Here is an 18,021-nt window from a genome sequence, read left to right as displayed (position 1 = left end):
CTCCTGAAAAAGAAAAACCGCCTCAATTAAGAAGCGGTTTAGTTAGAATATATAATGTAGCGGTATTATTTTTTGAGTAAATCCCTAATTTGTGTAAGCAATTCTTCCTGAGTTGGGCCGCTCACAACAACCACAACGTCTTCTTTCTTCTTCGCTTTTTCGGCTGCTCTTAAAACAACAAAAATGAACAAAGCAATGATTATAAAGTTAATAATGGCCTGAACAAAATTTCCATAGGTCATAACCGAAGCTCCGGCAGTTTTTGCAGCTGCAAGGTTTTCATAATGTTCGCCGTTTAATGCAATAAATTTTGTGGTAAAATCAATTCCGCCCGTTATCAGTCCTACAATCGGCATGATGATGTCATCCACAGCAGAACCTACTATTTTTCCGAAAGCACCACCGATTACTACTGCTGTTGCTAAAGTTAGCACGTCGCCTTTCATTAATGACGCTTTGAAATCGCTAAAAAATCCCATAATATTTAAATTTTATTGGTTAGTGAAACTAAATTAAATAAATTTTTAACATTTTTAACAAATTTTAAAAAAATCATTCCCTAAAAAATACTCTTTTAACCCGTTGGGAGATGCTGGTTAAAATTTCATACGGAATAGTATTGAGCTGCTTAGCAATAAAATTAACGGTTGGATTATCACCAAAAATAATTACGGTATTTCCCTCCTTGCAATCTATGTCGGTTACATCAGCCATAAGCATGTCCATGCAAACACTTCCAACAATTTTGGCGGGTTTATGATTAATCACAACATAACCAAGGCCGTTCCCCCAGCTTCTGCTAATGCCGTCAGCGTAGCCGATAGGAATCGTAGCAATTTTGGTTTGTTTTGCTGCAATAAATCTGCGGCCATAACCAACACTTTCACCTTCTTCGATGGTTCGGATTTGGGAAATCACCGATTTTAAAGTCCCTACATTTTCCAGTTCTTTTTGTTCTTCGGTATCGTTGGAAATACCATATAATCCAATGCCTAATCGGACCATATCGTATTGTGCTTCTGGATAATTAGTGATTCCGGAAGTGTTTAAAATATGACGAATTGGTTTTATATTTAACTCGGTTTGTAACTGTGATGACAATTTTTCAAATAGTGCAATCTGGGCTTTCGAAAATGCGTCCTGTTTCAAATCATCGCTTGTTGCCATATGTGATAAGACACTTTTGATTTGCACCGTTTCGTTGCCACGAAGAATTAGAATTAAATCATCGAGATCTTCGTCTTCAAACCCTAAGCGATGCATTCCTGTATCTATCTTTATATGAATTGGAAAGTGTTTTAATTTGTTTTGTTCGGCGATTTTCAAAAAGGCTTTTAATCCTTTGACGGAATAAATTTCGGGTTCTAAATGATGCTGAATAATGGCGGCAAAACTCGTGGTTTCCGGATTTAGAACCATAATTGGGACAGTAATTCCGGCATTCTTCAGCGAAATTCCTTCATCGGCGAAAGCCACACCAAGATAATCTACCTTATGATGTTCGAGTAATTGTGCAATTTCGAAACCGCCATTTCCATAGCCAAAGGCTTTAACCATCACCATCATTTTGGTTTTTGGTTTTAATTTTGATTTAAAAAAACTTAGGTTATGACCGATTGCGTTAAGGTTAATTTCCAAAACAGTTTCATGCGTCTTTTCTTCAAGCATTGACACAATTTTCTCAAAATTAAAATCGCGCGCGCCTTTAATCAATATGGTTTCATTTTCAAAATTCAGATTGTCAAAAGCATTCGTAAATTCGGATACATTTTGAAACGTAACACAGTTTATAAATTTATTTTTAAATTGTGAAATGGTTTCTCCAATGCCAATTACCCGGGTAATTTTATTCGAAATAATCAACTGCGAAACCTGCGAATATAATTCTTCGTTACTCAAGCCGCTCTGAAAAATATCCGAAAGAATAATCGTTTTCTTCTTGTGTTGTTTTTGGTTTTCCAGAAAATCCAAAGCAATTTTCAGCGATTGAAAATCGGAACTGTAACTATCATCAATAAGCGTACAGTTGGAAATCCCGTTTTTCACTTTCAGCCGCATTTCCACGGGATATAAATGTGACATTCTGGTTTGAATTACTTTTTGGTTGTAACCAAAATAAAGCATCACCATCATGCAATGAATCGCGTTTTCTACAGAAGCCTGATCCTGAAACGGAATCGTAATCGGGAATGTGTCTTCTCTGTACGTGACTTGTAATTCGGTTAGTTCAGCAATATTTTTTTTCGTAATAAAAACATCGGCACTTTTATCGTCAGAGCACCAGGTAAAGATTTTTATTTTTGGATTAACGAAAGCGCAAATGGTTTTATTTTTGTTTAAAATCAAAACGTTTACCGAAATAAAAAGTTTTAATTTTTCTTTCATCTTTTCCGCCACGCTTGAAAAACCTTCATCGTGAGCCGAACCAATATTAGACAGGATTCCAATGGTTGGCTGGATAATTTTTTGAAGCTTTTCCATTTCATTATTCATGGAAATTCCGGCTTCGAATATTCCTAAATTGTGTTTTTCTTTGATACCTAAAATCGAAAGCGGCACACCAACTTGTGAGTTATAACTTTTTGGACTTCGGATAATGTTGTAGTCAGGGCTTAATAGAAAATTTAGCCATTCCTTGATGATGGTTTTTCCATTACTTCCGGTTATTCCAATAACAGGAAAATCAAATTGGCTGCGATAAAAGGCTGCAAATTTTTGTAATGCATCAAGTGTGTTTTCAACAACTAAAAAATCAGCTTTCCCTGTGACATTTTCGGGAATTTTGGTTACCACAAAATGCTGTACGCCTTTCTGAATAAGTTCTTCAATATATAAATGGCCATCATGATTTGGTCCGGCAATAGCGAAAAACAGGGTGTTTTTATCGTTTTGCAACGAACGGCTATCAATAGAGACATAGTCAATAATGGAGGTGTCATTTTGTCCAACCCAATGGGCTTTGATGATTGGAACAATATTTCGGATGGTTAGTATCAAGAGTAGGAGTTATTTTTCTTCTGATAGATGTTCGGGGTCTTTTACAATCATGTTCTGGCGCATCGCATTATAATATGCCGCCCGGCTTAACGGTTCGTATTCTTCGGTTTCGCCAAGCATAACCAATTTGTCATTGTCATTTTTCCTAAAACTGTAATGGGCTAAATTTCCGGTACGTGTACAAACTGCGTGAACTTTGGTTACATATTCTGCTGTTGCCATTAACGCTGGCATGGGGCCAAAAGGATTTCCTTTAAAATCCATATCTAATCCCGCTACGATAACTCGAATCCCAGAGTTCGCCAGGTCGTTACACACAGCAACAATTTCGTCATCAAAAAACTGGGCTTCGTCAATACCAACTACGTCGCAGCCTTGAGCGAGAATTCGAATATTAGCGGCAGCAGGAACAGGCGATGAGCGGATTTCGTTTTTGTTGTGGGAAACCACCATTTCCTCATCATATCGTGTATCGATTGAAGGTTTAAAAATTTCCACTTTTTGTTTGGCGAATTGTGCTCTTTTCAATCGTCGGATGAGTTCTTCCGTTTTACCCGAAAACATCGAACCGCAGATGACTTCAATCCAACCAAATTGTTCTTTATGATTTACTGTATTTTCGAGAAACATTTTGTATTTTTCTACCTTTAAAAATTGAATTCTTTTGTTACTTTGTAACGCAAACAAACCGACTAAAATTTTTCTTAGTTTTACGTCGACTCAAATGTAAAAAATTTTAACCAAGGTTACTTCTTCCATAGGCAAAATAAACAGCCCGGAAGACATTTATTAAAAAAGACGACCGTATTCCATAATATTTCAAAAGGTATGAAAAAAAGATTAGAATCCGAATTAATCAGCATTGCGCACCGAATTTTAAAGCTTAAAAACAAGTCGGAAGTTGATCAATTGTATAAGGAAACCCAAAAATTATACGAAACTTTGGCTGTTTTAAAGTTCTATCAGGATAATTTTGAATCGGTAAAATCAGAAGTGTCGTCCGTTGTTTTGGAAGAAAAACTGGAGCAATCCAATCAAGTAGAATCTGTATCAGAACCAGTAAAACCTGACGTTCTTGAGGTTGCCGAAGCGGAGCCTGAAGTAACACAACCAGAGTCGACGGAACAGGTGCAATCTGAAGAAGAAGTTGAGGTAACCGTTGATGAAGAATCAATAGTTTCCGAAGAACACGAAAATACTGTTGAAGAAGAATTGGAGGAAGAACCAACTCTAGAAGAGGAAGAAGACCAGAGCGATAGCGAACTGGCGGAGCAAATCGTTTCCGAAGATAAACCTTCTTTTGAGCCTAGTTTTGAATTAGAAATGGATGTAGTTCCCACTGAAATGGAACAACGTGAAGAGAAACTAGAAGACCATATTGGCAAATATGCTGATCCTGTCTTTGTAAAACCAAATGAAGTGTCGTTATTTCCTTCGGATACCAAAGAAGAAACAAAACAAGAACCAATCGCAGAAACTTCAAAAACTGAAGCCTTACATGATGGAATGTCAAAATCAATTGCTATTGGATTAAATGACCGAATTGGTTTTGTGCAGCATCTTTTTAACGACAGCAACGAAGACTTTAATCGAGTGATTTCTCAATTGAATACCTTTGATACGTTTGAGGAAGCCAAGAATTTCATAAACGAAATGGTGATTCCCGATTATAATTATTGGGTTGGCGAAGAAGATTATATCGAGCGATTCATGGAAATCGTTGAGAAAAAATTCCGGTAATGTCTAAACTTTACATCGTTCCAACGCCGATTGGTAATCTGGAAGACATGACTTTCAGGGCAATTCGCATTTTGAAGGAAGTCGATTTGATTTTGGCAGAAGACACCCGAACCAGCGGCAAACTCCTCAAACATTTTGAGATTTCCACGCACATGCACAGCCATCATATGCACAACGAGCACAAAACTGTAGAGAATTTGATTAAGCGATTGCAGGCTGGAGAAAATATTGCGCTGATTTCTGATGCGGGAACTCCGGCCATCTCTGACCCGGGGTTTTTGTTGACCCGAGCATGTGTAGAAAATAATATTGAAGTAGATTGTTTGCCGGGCGCAACAGCCTTTGTTCCCGCTTTGGTGAATAGCGGTTTGCCCAATGACCGATTTGTTTTCGAAGGATTTTTACCCGAAAAGAAAGGAAGGCAAACCCGATATTTGGCTTTAGCGGAAGAAAATAGAACCATGATTTTCTATGTTTCGCCACATAAACTGATAAAAACCCTCGCGGAATTTGTGCAGTATTTTGGTGCCGAAAGAGCGGTTTCGGTCTCAAGGGAATTATCAAAATTACACGAAGAAACCATCCGCGGAACAGCGGCAGAAGTCCTGAAACATTTTGAAGCAAAACCTCCAAAAGGTGAAATTGTGGCTGTAGTTGGCGGGAAGCTTTCCGAAGCAAAAAGTAAGGACAAGTTTGATGATAACAACTAATCAATATCTCGAGCTTTACCCAATCAAACCCGACAGTCAAAAACTTATAGTTGGAACTATCCATCCGCACAATCACGAACTTTTTGAAGTGCCGTTTTTCTATGGCAACAGGAACAGTATCTGGAAAATTTTAAGCTTAGCTTTCCCTGAAGAATTTACCTTACCACTGGATGTAAAAAGCATCACCACTTTTTTAGATAGGCACAAAATCTCCGTTAGTGATACCATAAAAAAATGCAAGCGAAAAAATAATACCGCCTTCGATAAAGATTTGATTCCATTGGAATTAAACACTGAAATTGTCTCCCAAATAAAGAATTCCCAAGTCACAGAAATATTTTTCACGAGCGGTTTTTCAACCAATAATGCCTGTAAACTTTTTCTAATTAATATTTTGGGATATAAAAAAATACCGGAACAACTCCGAAAAGAAAAGCAAATGGTAATTGAAGATTTTGGCAGACCAATTAAACTGAATGTCTTGATTTCGCCATCCGGGTCTTCTAATATTGGACTTTCTAAAAGTAAGATTTACTTAGAAAACAAACATAAATACCTGGATTCGCCGCGCCCTATTTACGATTTTAAAATTGACTATTACAGAAAGATTTTTAATTTATAAACGGTTTTATTTAACTTCTAAGTCCACAAACGAGAACGAATTCCCGCTAAACAAGCCTTTGTCTGAAAGTTTCAAATCCGGGATTACCAATAATGCCATAAAGGAAAGTGTCATAAAAGGAGCTTTTAGATTACTGCCTAATTCTTTTGACATGGCATCGATTTCCTGATATAATTTTCCGGTTTCCCAACCATCTTTGTCGCTCATGATTCCAGCGACAGGAAGCGCTAAGGATTTAATTTCGATTCCATTTACCGCACAAATACCGCCATTATTTTCAATCAATATGTTGACTGCTTTGCAAATTTCTTCATCAGAAGTTCCAACAGCAACAATATTGTGGCAATCGTGGGCTACCGAACTCGCAATGGCACCTTTTTTCAAGCCAAAGTTTTTGATAAATGCTATAGCTGGCGGCGCATTTTGGTAGCGATTAACAACGGCCATTTTCAGAATGTCGTTTTCAGTGTCAGAAACAATTTTTCCGTTTATTATTCTTGGTTTATGGTGAATTTCATTGGTGATTAATTGTCCTTCCAAGGCTTCAATAACCCTGATTTTTGAAGTCGAACTGCTGATTTCGAAACCCTTTATTTCTTTTTTTGACGTATTGAAATTGTTGGGTTTTTCAAAGTCGACATATTTTACAAGTGATTGTCCGTTCTCGGCGACGAGGTCGCCATCAATGTACGTTTTCAAAACTTTGAAATTGGTCAAATCTTCAACAACAATAAAATCGGCAGCATCATTTTCCTGCAACAGACCAACGTTCATTTTGTAATGTTTCACCGGATTGATGCACGCCATCTGAAGTATTTTAAACAAATCAAAACCTTTGGCAACCGCCCGTGCACAAAGTAAATTTATGTGCCCCACAATCAAATCGTCCGGATGTTTATCATCGGAACAAAACATCATATTTTCAAAATTCTCGGGAAGTAAATCAATCAAAGCTTCGAAGTTTTTCGCAGCACTTCCTTCGCGGATAAGCACTTTCATACCGAGAGATAATTTCTCAGCTGCTTCATCATAAGTAAAGCATTCATGGTCAGTGGAAATTCCGGCAGCAATATATTTTTCGATAGGCGCTCCGCGCAATCCCGGTGCATGGCCATCGATCGGTTTGTTATAATGTTTTGCCCAGGCGATTTTTTTCAAAACCTCTTCATCGTCAAACAAAACACCTGGATAATTCATCATTTCGGATAAATAATAAATATCTGGTGATGCCATTAATTCTTTTATCTGTTCCGAATCAATAACAGCGCCTGCAGTTTCAAAAAAAGTTGCAGGAACGCATGATGGCGCTCCAAAATGAAACTTTAAGGGCACTTTTTTACCATTTTCGATCATATAATGAACGCCGTCTTTTCCGAGAACATTCGCAATTTCATGCGGGTCCGAAATGGTGCCAACTGTTCCGTGAAGTACTGCTATTTTAGCAAATTCTGAAGGCACGAGCATCGAGCTTTCGATGTGGATATGGGAATCAATAAAACCGGGAAGAATATAGTTTTTGACGGTGTGTGCTACTTCCGTTATTGATGTGATTTTACCATTTCCAACAGTAATTTCTCCCGAATATATCTTGCGGTTGAGAATGTCTACAATCTGACCTTGAATTTGCATTTCGAATTTCTTTTACTCGTCAAAAGTAGCAAATATTATTTTGGTTTTTATTTATAAATTGTACACAAAAACTACCTTATTTTTTAAAGTGTTTCACGTATTTTTGTTTACAATCATTCGTAATTAAATCATGCGCTGGACACTCAAACCAAAACCTGATTCCAAAAAAGTAACCGACTTAGCAAACCAACTAAAAGTGGATGAGTTGATTGCGACGCTTTTGGTACAGCGTGGCATTGAAACGTTTGCGCAGGCGAGGCAGTTTTTCCGTCCGAGTTTGGACGATTTGCACAATCCGTATTTGATGAAAGATATGGATAAAGCGGTTGCCCGGATTGAAACAGCCATTGCAAATGGTGAAAACATTATGGTTTTTGGCGATTATGATGTTGATGGAACAACGGCAGTTTCGTTGGTTTCATCTTACCTGAAAAGTTATTATCCAAATGTTGCGACCTACATTCCCGACCGTTATGACGAAGGTTATGGAATTTCGTATAAAGGAATTGACTATGCCGATGACAACGGGATTTCTTTAATTATTGCATTGGATTGTGGCATAAAATCCATTGACCATATCGCTTACGCGAATGAAAGGAATATTGATTTCATCATTTGTGACCACCATCGTCCAGGTGACGAATTACCAAATGCGGTGGCGGTTCTCGACCCAAAACGTGAAGATTGTTCATATCCTTATGATGAATTGTGTGGTTGCGGAATTGGATTCAAATTGATTCAGGCTTTAGCAGAAAACAGAAATCAGACTATTGACGCTTTGCTGATTTATCTTGATTTGGTAGCAACAGCAATTGCAGCGGATATTGTTCCGATGACGGGAGAAAATCGAATCTTAGCCAAGTTTGGATTGGAGGTTATCAATAGGAATCCACGTCCGGGAATCAAAGCATTAATCCAAAACGTAAAGAAAAAAACGTTGACGATTACCGATGTCGTTTTCATTATCGCGCCCAGGATAAATGCTGCGGGAAGAATAAAACATGGGAACGCGGCTGTTTCCTTATTGACAGAATATGATTTGGACCAAGCCGAACAGTTTGCGTCCGAAATAGAACAGCATAACTCCGACCGAAAGGATTTGGACAAACAGATTACGATAGAAGCGTTAGACCAAATAGAAATTAACCAGGAAGCGGATAAATTTACAACAGTTGTTTATCACGAAAATTGGCACAAAGGCGTCATTGGAATTGTTGCGTCACGCCTGATAGAAACCTATTATCGCCCGACCATTGTCTTTACTAAAAGTGGTGACAAGCTAGCCGCTTCGGCGCGTTCTGTGAAGGATTTTGATATTTATAATGCTTTGGAAGCGAGTGCGGAACATCTTGAACAATTTGGCGGACATATGTATGCAGCGGGAATGACAATGAAAGAAGAAAATTATCTGAACTTTAAAAACGCCTTCGAAAAAGTAGTTTCCGATAGCATACATCCCGATTTGTTAACTCCGGAAATATCCATTGATGCGGAAATCAATCTTGAAGATATCAATGAAAGATTGGTGCGATTACTAAACCAGTTTGAGCCTTTTGGCCCCGAAAACATGACGCCAACTTTTTTAACAAAAAACCTAAAAGATACTGGTTATGCCAAACTGCTAGGACAAAACGAAGAGCATTTGAAACTATTTGTCAAGCAACAAAACTCAGCAGGTTTTGGCGCAATTGGGTTTGGATTGGGTAATAAATTAGAATTGGTTAAAAACCAAAAACCGTTTGAGGCAGTTTATTGTATCGATGAAAACGAGTTCAACGGAAATGTAACGGTACAGTTAAGGTTGAAGGATTTGAGATAGTTAATACTCCTTCAACTCAAAGTTCTCTCCATCGAAAACACCATAGGTAAAATAGCCAATCCAATCGCCGAGATTGATGTATTGTGAGTTTTCACCAACTGTTAGCACCATTGGTAAATGTCGGTGGCCAAAAATAAGGTAGCTGTAATGCTTTGTTTCGAGTTTGCGTTTGGCATATTGCACCAGCCATTCGTTTTCTTCCCCAAGGAATTTTACATCGGAATCGCCCGAAATCAACTTGTTTTTTACCGAAAGATATTGCGCAAGTTTGACACCTAAATCCGGATGCAGCCAGCGATATAACCATTTTGAAAACGGATTCGTAAATACTTTTTTCATTCGTTTGTAGCCTTTATCGCCCGGGCCTTTTCCATCACCATGACCAATCAAAAATGTTTTTCCGTTGAATTCATATTCCCGATTATCGTGATAAACCGGAATATTCAGCTCTTTTTGAAAATAATCGCCCATCCATAAATCGTGGTTGCCAACAAAGAAATAGATTGGAATTCCATTGTCGCGGATTTCAGCCAGTTTCCCTAAAACCCTTACGAACCCTTTAGGTACAACGGTTTTATATTCAAACCAAAAATCAAACAAATCACCCAGAAGAAAAATGCACTCAGCGTCTTTTTTTACTTCGTCAAGCCAGGCGACAAACTTTTGCTCACGCGGGAAACTGGCTTCCGGAGTGGGAGCGCCAAAGTGTTGGTCGGATGCAAAATATATTTTTTTGTTGGGAGAAATAGTCATCAATAGTTGAGGTTATTCGTTATCGGAGGAATACCATTCGGCAAAAGACGTTTCGGTTTCCTGCAATTTTAGCGAATGTAATTTGATATCTGTCGGCAAACGATCTTTTATTTTTTGCGCAAAGTCGGTTACCATGTTTTCACTCGTAGGTTGGTAATTCACCAAAATCACATGATGCCCACGACTTTTTAATTCCGCTGCCAATTCAACATGTGGCGTATTTTTATTGAAAACCGTAGCATGGTCAAAAGCATCAACGATTTCTTCCTTAACAATTTTTTTCAAATCAGAAAAGTCAATTACCATCCCAAATTTCACATTGGAAGTATCCGAAATAGGCTGTCCTATAACTGTAACCGACAACTTATAACTATGCCCGTGCACATTCTTGCATTTACCATCATAGCCGTAGAGTGCATGCCCCGTTTCGAAAGAAAATTGTTTGGTAATCCTTATGTTACTCATGCTTTTTGAATTTGATGCAAAGTTAATTACTTTTTTAGTTGAAGTAAATTTATAATAATTATTAAAAAGATAAGTTTTGAATTGCTATTTGTTTCTATAAAATATATATTTGTCGAACATTATGGGGGATTAGCTCATTTGGCTAGAGCGCTTGCCTGGCAGGCAAGAGGTGGTCGGTTCGAATCCGATATTCTCCACAAGAAGACCGAAGTTTTATTACTTCGGTTTTTTTTATTTACCGCCTTTCAAATCTTCCGCTACTTTTTCAAGTTCGGCATACCAATCTTCGCCAAATCGTCTAATCAAAGCTTCTTTTACAAATTTATATACAGGAACTTCCAGCTCTTTTCCTAATGAACACGCCGGATTGCAAATATCCCAACGGTCATAATTAACGGCTGCGAATTCGGTAAAATCCTTTACGCGAATCGGATACAAATGGCATGAAACGGGTTTTTTCCAATTAATAATTCCCTGATTGTATGCTTGCTCAATACCGCAAAGTGCCGTTTTACCGTCAAAAATTACGTAGGCGCAATCTTTATTGTCAATAAGTGGCGTTTCCAAATCTTGATCGGTTCCTACAACCCAAGTTCCCAATCTTTCGATAACTGCGATGCCTTCCTTACGGAGGAACGGTTTTACTTTCGGATATATTTGTTCCAGAATTTGGGTTTCTTCTTTAGTCAAAGGTGCGCCTGCATCACCATCTACACAACAAGCACCATGACAAGCAGCAAGATTACAAACAAAATCTTTTTCAAGTATGTCTTCAGAAACGATGGTTTTGCCTAATTGGAACATGGATGAATTTTAGGATTCTATTTCGATTGTAAAAGTAACCATTTTGATATTGGGATTTTGGATTTCCATTTTGGAATTTAGTACTTTTGAAAAAAGAAATTTATGAATATTGATTTTAGAGAAATAGCCACAGCCACAATGGTGCTTTTTGCTGTGATTGATATCGTAGGCAGCATTCCTGTAATTATTGGTTTGAAAACTAAATTTGGACCAATCCAGTCGGGAAAAGCATCTTTAGCATCGGCCGCAATTATGATTTCGTTCCTTTTTGTTGGGGAGGAAATCCTGAAGTTGATCGGAATTGACGCGAATTCCTTTGCCGTTGCCGGATCATTTGTGTTGTTTTTTCTGGCCTTAGAAATGATACTTGGAATTCATTTGTATAAAGATGAAAAAGCGACTTCTGCTTCCATAGTTCCTATTGCGTTTCCTTTGGTTGCTGGTGCCGGAACAATGACTACCTTACTTTCGCTGCGCGCTGAATTTCAATCCATAAATATAATAGTGGCCATACTTTTGAATATTATTTTGGTATATCTGGTGTTGAAATCCTCGGGCAAAATCGAAAAACTACTGGGTGAAAATGGTTTGAGCATCATCAGAAAAGTTTTTGGTGTGGTACTTTTAGCAATAGCTGTTAAATTATTTGCTGCTAATGTTAAAGGGCTATTTGCATAACATCAAATTTTAGTATTTTTGTTCTCTAAATGTACTTCATGAAAATTTTCACCAGCATCCTCCTTTTTATTGCTATTGCGTTGATAATAGTAAATGTTTTCCTTCTTGATTTTAAAAAACCATTTGAAGGTAACAGCATGATTGCTTTGATTGGAATTGTGGCCTCTTTTTGTGCCGTTTTTATCCTTGTGATTTTTAGAATGTCTAAAAGAATCGAAGAAAAACTTAAACACTAAATTTATGTTTGATGTTTTGATAATTGGCGGTGGCGTTTCAGGCATGTCATGTGCTTTGGTCTTGGGTTCAGCTTATAAAAAACCTTTTGTACAGGATAAAAAAATTGGAATTATCACACATCAAAAAACATCTTCGCTTCAGGAAGCAATATTTTACAATGCTTATGGAGTTCCTTCCGGCAAATTGGGTGCCGAATTATTGACCGAAAGTACTGAGCATTTGAAACAATTATATCCTCATGTAACTCAAATTGAAGGAGAAAAAGTGTTGAAAGTTACTGGCGAATTTCAGAATTTCACGGTTACAACCAATAAGAATTCGTATCAAACTAAAATCATTGTCGTTGCGATTGGTTATTCTAACACCTTTGACATCGAAGGTTTAATGAAGTTTGTGGAACCACACAAAAAAGCAATAGCCGAAAAACAACGCATTCAACTGAAAAATGAAGACCACAAAGTGGCCGATGGCATTTATGTAGTGGGAACACTTGCCGGTTGGCGCAGTCAATTAGCTATAGCGGCGGGAAGTGGAGCAGCTGTTGCTACCGATATTCTGACTTTTTGGAATAATGGAATTCCTTCACAAAGCCATGATTCAATAAAAAAATAGTTTATTTCAATATCGCTTTCAGCATTGTATCGTCCTTTAATATGATATTGTAATACTGTTTTTCACCAAATAATTGTCGGGCAAATTCAGCCGTGATATTTTTTTTTACCAGTTTTTTATTATCCTCCAACTTCATTTCCAACCCAATGTCTTTCAGATAGCTTTGCAATTTTGGGACATAGCGGTCATCATTTTGCATTTTGGTTAAAAACTGTTCAAATTTCAATCCTTTGAATGAGCTTCGATTTTTGTCTAATTGCTCAAAAACAAAATGTCCCACAACTCCGGAATTTAGAATGTAAGCCAAATTTTCTTCGCCTTTTTTTACTTCAAGCGGTACAAAAATATCAGGAACAATTCCGCCACCGCCATAAACAGTTCGGCCTTTCTTGGTTTTAAATTTCAGAGAATCGGCTATTTTCATTTTGTCTTTTTCATAGAGTTCACCGCTTGCAAAACGAGTTTCAGCATCGTGACTGTATTTTTCGCCTTCGCCTTTTGTATAAGGTTTTTGAATAGAGCGTCCGCTTGGTGTGAAATATCTGGAAATAGTTAACCGAACGGCCGAACCGTCATCAAAATCCATTTCGCGTTGAACCAATCCTTTACCAAAAGAACGCCGACCGACAATAGTTCCTCTGTCATTATCCTGAATCGCGCCAGCCAGAATTTCACTTGCTGAAGCGGAATTTTCATCAATTAAAACAAATACTTTACCGTTTTCAAAAATGCCTTCTTTGGTAGCGTACGTTTTATCTAAGGTTCCTTTTCGGTTTTTGGTAAAAACAATAAGCTCTTTATCCTTCAGGAATTCATCGGCAATTGCGACAGCTCTTTCAAGATAGCCACCACCATTGTCGCGAAGATCAATTATTAAAGTGGTCATTCCATGATTTTTCAATTGGGCTAATCCGGTTCTGAATTCGTCATATGTATTTTCTGCAAAACGATTTATTTTGATATACCCGGAAGTTTTATTGAGCATCACACAGGCATCGACGCTTTTTATCGGAACGACTTCGCGTGCAACAATAATTTTGAGTTTTTTGTTCGTGCTTTTTCTGAAAACAGTCAGCAGGACTTTTGAACCTTCTTCGCCTTTTAGTTTGTTGTATAAGCTGTCCGTAGGTAACTTTCGGCCAAAAAGTTTGGTTTTCCCGGCATATAAAATTCTGTCTCCCGAAATAATCCCTGCCTTTGCAGCTGGACCATTTTCCAATGGCTTTACCACAGTAACCGTATCATTATACATATAAAAATTAACACCAATACCGACGAAATCACCTTTCATGATTTCGGCTTCCGAAGATTGTTCGTTTGGTGGAAGATAAACTGAATGTGGATCGAGGTTTGCCAGAATACTGTTTACCGTCATGTCAACAATGGAATCGGAATTGACGTCATCAACATATTCTTCGTTTATAAAATCAATCAGGCGTTCAATTTTGACTTTTCGGGCATTTTGTTTAGATAGGGTTCGCTTGGGAAAATTAATCATTCCACCAATGATAATTCCCATGGCGACGCATGCAAATAATAACATTGGTAAATAGTTGCCCTTTGATTTCATTCTACTCTAAATCTTGAATCTGATTGACAATAACGCCCGCTTTTTCTAAAAATTCCAACCCTGTTTTGTCGTGATATCCATTTTGAAACACGACCCGTGTAATTCCTGATTGATGAATTAACTTGCTGCATTCCTTACAGGGTGAAAGCGTAATGTATAAAGTGGCATTTTCACAAGTTTGTGTTGATCGCGCGACTTTTGAAATAGCATTAGCCTCGGCATGAAGCACATACCATTTTGTTAGTCCTTCTTCATCTTCGCAGTTGTTTTCAAAACCTGATGGGGTTCCGTTGTAACCATCGGAAATAATCATTCTATCCCTGACAATTATGGCACCAACCTGTTTGCGTTGGCAATAGGAAAGTTTGCTCCATTCGGCAGCAATCCTTAAGTAAGCAATATCGTATTTAAGTTGTTTTTTTTCTTTCATTACTGATAATCAAAAAGTTTTTCATCTAGCCCTGATGGAAGGAAACGCCGTGCGTGACGAACAGCAGGAAAATGGAAAGCAAATATACCCAAACCTGTCGCTTCTAAACAATTATTTAACCCAAATTTCACTTTGGATAATTAACGGTAATACAACACCGACAATTAAAGCAGAAACAATTAGAATCCAGTCACGCTTAGAGAATTTTAGTAAAGTTTGAACAATATAAGCGAGCAACAAGGCTAAAATAACCACGGCAATTTGGGATATACTTAAGCCAAGAGCCGATTCAAAAAGCGGAAGTAATTTATCAGTTGGTTTGCCGGGAAGTATACTGCTGAAATAATTGGAGAAACCTAAACCGTGAATGATTCCGAATAGTGAAGTGACTATGGCAATAAAAGTTATGCTCTCTTTTTTACCTGACTTTCCAGCAGTAATGATATTGTATAAGGCAATAATGAAAATTACTATCGGAATGATAAAGGCAACAATGTTAGCTTTAATGGTTATCACATTAAAAACAGAAAGGATTAGCGCCAAAGTATGTCCCACAGTAAATAATGAAACAAGAATCAAGATTTTCTTCCATGATTTGAATTCATAAGGAACAGTCAATGCCAAAAGAAAAAGAATATCAATATAGGCATAAATATTCCACAAATGTTTTAATCCGATTGTGAAGTAAATCCAGAAATCTGACATAGCATTAGTTAGTTTTGGAACGTAAACTTACAATTTATTTTGTTTTACATTACTATTTTGAAACGAAAATCAACTAAAAACATTTTTGATTTCCGTTTTCACAAAAGGTTTATTTCAATTATATTTGCAGCAATAAAACCAACAATATGTCATTTTCAGATTTATTTGATAGCGAATTTAAAAGTAGAAATAAAAGCCATTTTTCAGCAATGGTACGTGTAGCGGTTGCCGATGGCGATTTAAGTAAAGAAGAAAAAGAATTCCTGGACAAACTCGCGGCCCGTTTAGAAATATCGGCAGCCGAATATGAAGAAATTTTGGAAAACCCTGCAAAATATCCAATCAATCCGCCTTATTTGCATACACAGCGTTTGGAGCGTTTGTATGATTTGTCAAGGATGGTTTATGTTGATCACATTCTTGGTCCAAAACAAAAAGAAATTCTGACCAAGTTTGCTTTGGCACTTGGATTTACACCAGGAAATGTATCTTTCATTGTTGATAAGGCAATGTCATTACTACTTCTCCACGTAGATTTGGATACTTTCACTTACGAAATGACCCACATGAATAAATAAAAAAGTCCCGATTTAATCGGAATTTTTTAACTGTATTTTGCCATAAAGGATTCAGCCTTTTCAACCATGTTGAAACTTCCGCAGAAGAATGGCACTCGTTGATGTAATTCTGTAGGTTGTATTTCCATAATTCGTCCAAAACCGTCCGAAGCCTTTCCACCGGCTTGTTCCACTATGAACGCCATTGGATTACATTCATATAATAAGCGCAATTTTCCTTTTGGTGCTTTAGAGCTCGTAGGATAAATATAAATTCCGCCTTTAATCATATTTCTGTGAATATCTGAAACCAAACTCCCAATATAACGCGAGGTGTAAGGTCTGTCGCCTTCTTCCGTTTGGCAATATTTCAAATAATCTTTTACGCCTTGGGGAAAGTGCACATAGTTTCCTTCGTTGATGGAATAAATGTTTCCGTCTTTCGAGAATTGCATATTTGGATGTGATAAATAAAAAGTTCCAATTGCAGGATTTAAAGTAAAACCATTCACGCCATGACCGGTAGTATAAACAAGCATCGTTGAGGTGCCATAAATTACATAACCTGCCGCTACTTGTTCGGTTCCCGGTTGTAAAAAATCTTCCAGGGTAACCGGAGTTCCCACGGGAGTAATTCTTTTATAAACCGAAAAAATAGATCCCACAGAAACATTTACGTCAATGTTGGAGGAACCATCCAAAGGATCCATCAATACAACATATTTGTTATTATGTCCGTGATCTAATCCTTTTACGGTAATGAAATCATCGTTTTCTTCTGATGCAATGCCACATACAATTTCACGATTGATGAGTGTATGAATAAAAATCTCATTGGCATAAACATCGAGTTTTTGCTGGTCTTCGCCTTGAATGTTTTGTTCTCCTGCAGCACCAACGATGTCAACCAAACCCGCTTTGTTTACTTTGTAGTTAACGACTTTGGCCGCAAGTCTAATCGAGTTGATGATTTTAGATAATTCTCCCGATGAATACTGATGTGCCTTTTGGTTTTCAATGATAAATTCACCTAAGGTGCTGTTGCGTTCTTCCATTACGAAATCGTTGTAGTTATTCGTGCAAATATCGATAAATTTGGTCGAGAAAAAATCTATTTCGGGAAGAAATTAATAATTGTATTTTTGTTTCAAATTTGACCCAAATGAACATCCGAAAAGGCGAAAAAAAAGACATGAAATCAGTTCTTGATTTGATTCAGGAATTGGCCACTTTCGAAAAAGAACCTGATGCTGTTGTGGTAACTGTTTCCAATTTGGAGCGGGATGGATTTGGTGATCATCCTTTGTTTTATACTTTTGTCGCAGAGGTGAACGAAGAGATTGTTGGTATGGCTTTGTATTATTATCGCTATTCAACGTGGAAAGGGAAAACCATTCATTTGGAAGATTTAATTGTCAAGGAAAAAATGCGCGGTTCAGGTTTGGGATTTGCCTTGTATTCTAAAATTATTGAGCAAGGCCAATTGGACAAAGTACGCCGCGTTGAATGGAATGTTTTGGATTGGAATACGCCTGCCATAGATTTCTATATCAAATCAGGCGCAAGAATTTTGGTGGATTGGCGTGTGGCACAAATGGACGAAAACGGAATCAATGAATTTTTAAGTAAAAAATAGAAACAAGAAGCAAGAAACAAGACTGGTTTGCTGCAAGAACAAACGTCTTTCTTCTTG

At 37.5% G+C, this 18,021-nt stretch carries 20 protein-coding genes and 1 tRNA gene; 10 read left to right on the top strand and 11 right to left on the bottom strand.

Annotated elements, in window-relative coordinates; genetic code table 11:
• Positions 1-65 precede the first annotated feature (65 nt).
• The 3 genes from mscL to Q0Q99_RS03295 form a co-directional block, all read right to left on the bottom strand.
• The gene (gene mscL / locus Q0Q99_RS03305; protein ID WP_293891399.1) at positions 66-479 is read right to left on the bottom strand and encodes a large conductance mechanosensitive channel protein MscL; all 414 of its coding nucleotides are present in this window, start codon (positions 477-479) and stop codon (positions 66-68) included.
• Positions 480-552: 73 nt separating this feature from the next.
• Entirely contained in the window at positions 553-2,997 is a 2,445-nt protein-coding gene (locus Q0Q99_RS03300; protein ID WP_293891396.1) for a bifunctional UDP-N-acetylmuramoyl-tripeptide:D-alanyl-D-alanine ligase/alanine racemase, read from the bottom strand.
• Between the two features lie 9 nt (positions 2,998-3,006).
• Positions 3,007-3,627 carry a thymidine kinase gene (locus Q0Q99_RS03295; protein WP_293891393.1) on the bottom strand — a complete coding sequence of 207 codons (621 nt, stop codon included), beginning with the start codon at positions 3,625-3,627 and terminating at the stop codon, positions 3,007-3,009.
• 198 nt (positions 3,628-3,825) lie between these two features.
• On the opposite strand from Q0Q99_RS03295, the gene Q0Q99_RS03290 reads away from it, so the two are divergent.
• The 3 genes from Q0Q99_RS03290 to Q0Q99_RS03280 are packed head-to-tail and all read left to right on the top strand — an operon-like array spanning position 3,826 to position 6,069.
• On the top strand, positions 3,826-4,737 hold the full coding sequence (locus Q0Q99_RS03290; protein ID WP_293891390.1) for a hypothetical protein: 912 nt from the start codon (positions 3,826-3,828) through the stop codon (positions 4,735-4,737).
• Complete coding sequence (rsmI, locus tag Q0Q99_RS03285; RefSeq protein WP_293891387.1) at positions 4,737-5,447, top strand: 16S rRNA (cytidine(1402)-2'-O)-methyltransferase; 711 nt, start codon at positions 4,737-4,739, stop codon at positions 5,445-5,447. The genes Q0Q99_RS03290 and rsmI overlap by 1 nt, the downstream gene beginning before the upstream one ends.
• Positions 5,431-6,069: a hypothetical protein gene (locus Q0Q99_RS03280; RefSeq protein ID WP_293891384.1), complete on the top strand. Its 639-nt coding sequence runs from the start codon at positions 5,431-5,433 to the stop codon at positions 6,067-6,069. The genes rsmI and Q0Q99_RS03280 overlap by 17 nt, the downstream gene beginning before the upstream one ends.
• 6 nt (positions 6,070-6,075) lie before the next feature.
• On the opposite strand, the gene ade is transcribed toward Q0Q99_RS03280, so the two are convergent.
• A complete protein-coding gene (gene ade / locus Q0Q99_RS03275; RefSeq protein WP_293891381.1) occupies positions 6,076-7,698 on the bottom strand; it encodes an adenine deaminase in 1,623 nt (540 codons plus the stop codon).
• A 130-nt stretch (positions 7,699-7,828) separates the two neighbouring features.
• Between ade and recJ the strand changes: the two genes are divergently transcribed.
• The gene (gene recJ / locus Q0Q99_RS03270) at positions 7,829-9,517 is read left to right on the top strand and encodes a single-stranded-DNA-specific exonuclease RecJ (RefSeq protein ID WP_293891378.1); all 1,689 of its coding nucleotides are present in this window, start codon (positions 7,829-7,831) and stop codon (positions 9,515-9,517) included.
• Here recJ and Q0Q99_RS03265 read toward each other — a convergent pair whose 3' ends face one another.
• Positions 9,518-10,270, bottom strand: a complete 753-nt coding sequence (locus Q0Q99_RS03265; protein WP_293891375.1) for a UDP-2,3-diacylglucosamine diphosphatase — start codon at positions 10,268-10,270, stop codon at positions 9,518-9,520. It abuts the gene before it with no gap.
• A 12-nt stretch (positions 10,271-10,282) separates the two neighbouring features.
• Entirely contained in the window at positions 10,283-10,735 is a 453-nt protein-coding gene (locus Q0Q99_RS03260) for a 6-carboxytetrahydropterin synthase (protein ID WP_293891372.1), read from the bottom strand.
• Positions 10,736-10,858: 123 nt separating this feature from the next.
• On the opposite strand from Q0Q99_RS03260, the gene Q0Q99_RS03255 reads away from it, so the two are divergent.
• A tRNA-Ala gene (locus Q0Q99_RS03255) sits at positions 10,859-10,932 on the top strand.
• A 34-nt stretch (positions 10,933-10,966) separates the two neighbouring features.
• Here the strand turns inward: Q0Q99_RS03255 and Q0Q99_RS03250 are convergent.
• Positions 10,967-11,539 carry a DUF3109 family protein gene (locus Q0Q99_RS03250; RefSeq protein WP_293891369.1) on the bottom strand — a complete coding sequence of 191 codons (573 nt, stop codon included), beginning with the start codon at positions 11,537-11,539 and terminating at the stop codon, positions 10,967-10,969.
• 102 nt (positions 11,540-11,641) lie between these two features.
• Between Q0Q99_RS03250 and Q0Q99_RS03245 the strand changes: the two genes are divergently transcribed.
• The 3 genes from Q0Q99_RS03245 to Q0Q99_RS03235 are packed head-to-tail and all read left to right on the top strand — an operon-like array spanning position 11,642 to position 13,066.
• Complete coding sequence (locus tag Q0Q99_RS03245) at positions 11,642-12,217, top strand: MarC family protein (RefSeq protein WP_293891366.1); 576 nt, start codon at positions 11,642-11,644, stop codon at positions 12,215-12,217.
• 38 nt (positions 12,218-12,255) lie between these two features.
• Positions 12,256-12,453 (top strand): hypothetical protein, encoded by a 198-nt coding sequence (locus Q0Q99_RS03240; RefSeq protein WP_293891363.1) that lies wholly within the window; start codon positions 12,256-12,258, stop codon positions 12,451-12,453.
• 4 nt (positions 12,454-12,457) lie between these two features.
• Positions 12,458-13,066 carry an FAD-dependent oxidoreductase gene (locus Q0Q99_RS03235; protein ID WP_293891360.1) on the top strand — a complete coding sequence of 203 codons (609 nt, stop codon included), beginning with the start codon at positions 12,458-12,460 and terminating at the stop codon, positions 13,064-13,066.
• 1 nt (position 13,067) lies between these two features.
• On the opposite strand, the gene Q0Q99_RS03230 is transcribed toward Q0Q99_RS03235, so the two are convergent.
• The 3 genes from Q0Q99_RS03230 to Q0Q99_RS03220 form a co-directional block, all read right to left on the bottom strand.
• Positions 13,068-14,636, bottom strand: coding sequence for a S41 family peptidase (locus Q0Q99_RS03230; protein ID WP_293891357.1), 1,569 nt, complete (start codon positions 14,634-14,636; stop codon positions 13,068-13,070).
• 1 nt (position 14,637) lies between these two features.
• Positions 14,638-15,066 carry a dCMP deaminase family protein gene (locus tag Q0Q99_RS03225; RefSeq protein ID WP_293891354.1) on the bottom strand — a complete coding sequence of 143 codons (429 nt, stop codon included), beginning with the start codon at positions 15,064-15,066 and terminating at the stop codon, positions 14,638-14,640.
• 111 nt (positions 15,067-15,177) lie between these two features.
• A complete protein-coding gene (locus Q0Q99_RS03220) occupies positions 15,178-15,771 on the bottom strand; it encodes a HupE/UreJ family protein (RefSeq protein ID WP_293891351.1) in 594 nt (197 codons plus the stop codon).
• Positions 15,772-15,893: 122 nt separating this feature from the next.
• Here Q0Q99_RS03220 and Q0Q99_RS03215 point away from each other — a divergent pair, with 122 nt between their 5' ends.
• Entirely contained in the window at positions 15,894-16,349 is a 456-nt protein-coding gene (locus tag Q0Q99_RS03215) for a TerB family tellurite resistance protein (RefSeq protein WP_293891530.1), read from the top strand.
• A gap of 26 nt (positions 16,350-16,375) precedes the next feature.
• Here the strand turns inward: Q0Q99_RS03215 and fbp are convergent, their stop codons facing one another.
• Positions 16,376-17,383 (bottom strand): class 1 fructose-bisphosphatase, encoded by a 1,008-nt coding sequence (gene fbp, locus Q0Q99_RS03210; protein ID WP_293891348.1) that lies wholly within the window; start codon positions 17,381-17,383, stop codon positions 16,376-16,378.
• A gap of 107 nt (positions 17,384-17,490) precedes the next feature.
• Between fbp and Q0Q99_RS03205 the strand changes: the two genes are divergently transcribed.
• Positions 17,491-17,964 carry a GNAT family N-acetyltransferase gene (locus Q0Q99_RS03205; RefSeq protein WP_293891345.1) on the top strand — a complete coding sequence of 158 codons (474 nt, stop codon included), beginning with the start codon at positions 17,491-17,493 and terminating at the stop codon, positions 17,962-17,964.
• Positions 17,965-18,021: the final 57 nt, after the last annotated feature.

Source organism: Flavobacterium sp., assembly GCF_025352425.1.
Lineage (GTDB): Bacteria > Bacteroidota > Bacteroidia > Flavobacteriales > Flavobacteriaceae > Flavobacterium.
Note: the sequence above shows the minus strand (reverse complement) of the source record. Positions and strands in the feature narration are given on the sequence as shown.